The organism is Desulfobacula sp., assembly GCF_021107415.1.
On sequence record NZ_JAIOSW010000254.1, the window covers coordinates 1 to 2,750 of the forward strand.

Annotated in this window: 2 protein-coding genes; both read right to left on the bottom strand. The window is 39.5% G+C overall.

The annotated features are described in order from the left end of the window. Positions 1–430: 430 nt before the first annotated feature. Positions 431–1,813 carry a sigma-54 dependent transcriptional regulator gene (locus K8S13_RS13725; protein WP_291463297.1) on the bottom strand — a complete coding sequence of 461 codons (1,383 nt, stop codon included), beginning with the start codon at positions 1,811–1,813 and terminating at the stop codon, positions 431–433. A 103-nt stretch (positions 1,814–1,916) separates the two neighbouring features. After that, positions 1,917–2,750: ATP-binding protein (locus K8S13_RS13730; RefSeq protein WP_291463299.1), on the bottom strand; the 834-nt coding region annotated here is incomplete at its 5' end.

Here is a 2,750-nt window from a genome sequence, read left to right on the forward strand (position 1 = left end):
AGACCGTCAATAATGATGGCGTCGTAAAAAGTCGAATTTCCTCATTTGTCTGGATTCCCGCCTCCGCGGGAATGACAATAAAGCATAATAAATCAGAATGTTATACTATCCGTCATACCCGCTAAGGCGAGTATCCAAGCGTTAGAATAACTTTATTCGAGTTCATCAATAATATATAATCCATTTTTGATGAATTCCTATAGCTTTTTGATAAATTCATCAAACGTGAGTAATTTAAGAGCAAGGAATGTGCCATGTAATAAAAAAATATATCGAGGAAGCATATTATGGCTATAAACGGAGGAAATACTTGATGTTTGGCAGTATTCGATTGTTTTAGAACAGTCTTGCCGGAATTTAATAAAAAGAAAAATGCGTGCGGATACAGCACAAAGCGTGCGGGTACGGCACGCTGAATGGAAATAAGAGGTTAATCTTTTTTATCTTTACCGTAAATCCGTTTTATTTTCCGTAGCAGGGAATAGCGGCTGATACCGAGAATTTTTGCAGCTTCTGCTTTTATTCCTCCTGCATTTGCCAGTGCATTACTAATAAGTTCTTCTTCGAAAATTTCCAGGATATCATTCATGCAAAGGCTTTTATTCTTATATCGGTTCTTTATTGACTTGAGCTCGGCCAGCCGTTCTTTCATCTCTAAAGGAAGCTGCGAGTAGCCGATTACATCGTTGCTTGAAAGAATTACAAGGCGTTCGATAAAATTTTTCAATTCGCGCACGTTTCCCGGCCAATCATAGGCAAGAAAAGCGGTTTTAGCTTTTATTCCCAATGACATCTGACGCTTTCCAAACTTTTTGGACATGCTTTCAAGATAATGCTTTGTAATTTTAATAACATCTGCTCCTCGATCCCGAAGAGGCGGGATGGTGATAGGCAGTACATTAAGCCTGTAATAAAGGTCCTGTCGAAAAGAACCGTTTTTAATAGAATTTTCAAGGTTACGATTTGTTGCGGATATAATACGCACATCAACTCGGATTTCCGATGTGCCTCCTATTCTTCTAAAGGATTTAATGTCGATAAACTTTAAAAGTTTTGACTGCAAGGGCAGGGGCAATTCGCCGATCTCATCGAGAAAAAGGGTTCCGCCGTCGGCTATTTCAACAAGGCCTGTTTTTCGCTGTTTAGCGTCGGTAAAAGCCCCTTTTTCATGTCCGAACAATTCGCTTTCGAGCAGATTTTCAGGAAAAGATGCACAGTTTATTTCAATAAACTGCTTTGAGCTCCTGGCACTTAAGTTGTGAATAACTTTTGCAAGTAGATCTTTCCCTGTACCGCTTTCTCCTCGGAGTAATATCGTAGTATTATCAATTTTGGCTAATTTCTCAATAGTTTCAAGCAATTCACGAATCGGAGGGCTTGAGCCTATTATATTTTTAAGGCGTGCGTTTTTATATGCACGCTGCCTGTGATGTTCAACTTCTTTGACAAGTTTTGTTTCATCAAGCGCCTTTTTTATAAGAATGCTGATTTCATCAAGCTCGAAGGGTTTGTTAATGTAGTCAAAAGCTCCTGCCTTCATCGCCTGTATTGCGGACTCGATGTTACCATGGGCAGTAATAATGATAGTTGGAATATACCTGCCTGCCTGCATTATAGTCTGCAAAACCTCAAGCCCGTTTATGTCGGGAAGCTGAAGATCAAGGAGCACCACATCCGGCTCGTTTGACTGAATATAAGTTATAAATGAGCCTGCATCGTAAAATTCGCTGACGCTGTAGCCTTCGTGAGACAGCTCTATTTTAAGTGAATTTACCAGCAGTTTTTCATCATCGACAATTGCAACTTCCGCCATATTTAACCTCTCAACCAGGAATCAAATAAATATTTTCAACCACCACAAAAAAAATATTTACTTCTTCATTGGTGGCCGAACTTTTACGGGAAAAGATATCTAATCATATTTTTTCAAACGTTAAAATAAAAGTGGTTCCTTCTCCCTCAATACTCGACACATCAACATTGACATTATTCTGCGTAAGCAATGTATATACTATCGACAACCCCAGGCCGGTCCCTTTTTTAAACATGGAAAAGAAGGGGTCGAAAATTCTTGGGATCATCTCATCGGGAATACCGTGACCATTATCGACTAACTTGATCTTAAATACACCTTTTTGTTTTTTTTCAGAAGTAAGTGTAATAGTTCCGCTACCAGGCTCCACAGCCGAAAGTGCATTTAAAATAAGGTTAATAAAAATATGCGTCATCTGGTCAAAATCGACCAGCACCTCAAAGCCTTTAATGTTGTTTTGTAGATATACTCTTTTTTTTCTAATTTCACTCTGGATGAGATTAATCGATCGATCAACAATCTCAGACAGATTGCAAACTGTCTTTTTCGACGGCCCGGGCTTGGCGAAATCGAGAAGGTCCGTTACTGTTTTGTTCAGACCGTCAACTTCCTTTGCTATTCCGCCGGATAGACTTTTTATGTCTATATAATCGTCTCTTTTTATCATAACGCCGGTGCTAATCAAGGTGTTTGAGACATGTTGACCTGTTTCCTGCACAATTTCTTCAGGTAAAAGTCTATTTAAAACCTGGGCGCTTGTCTTGATGCCTGCAAGAGGATTTTTAATCTCGTGAGCAATTCCGGCAGATAAAAGTCCTAAAGAAGCCAGCTTGTTCGCCTGAATCAGTTCTGTCTGGCGTTCTTTCAACTTCTTTGCCATCAGGTTGAATTCATCGGCAAGTCGTTTTGTCTCATTTCCGTATTTAAGGTCGATACG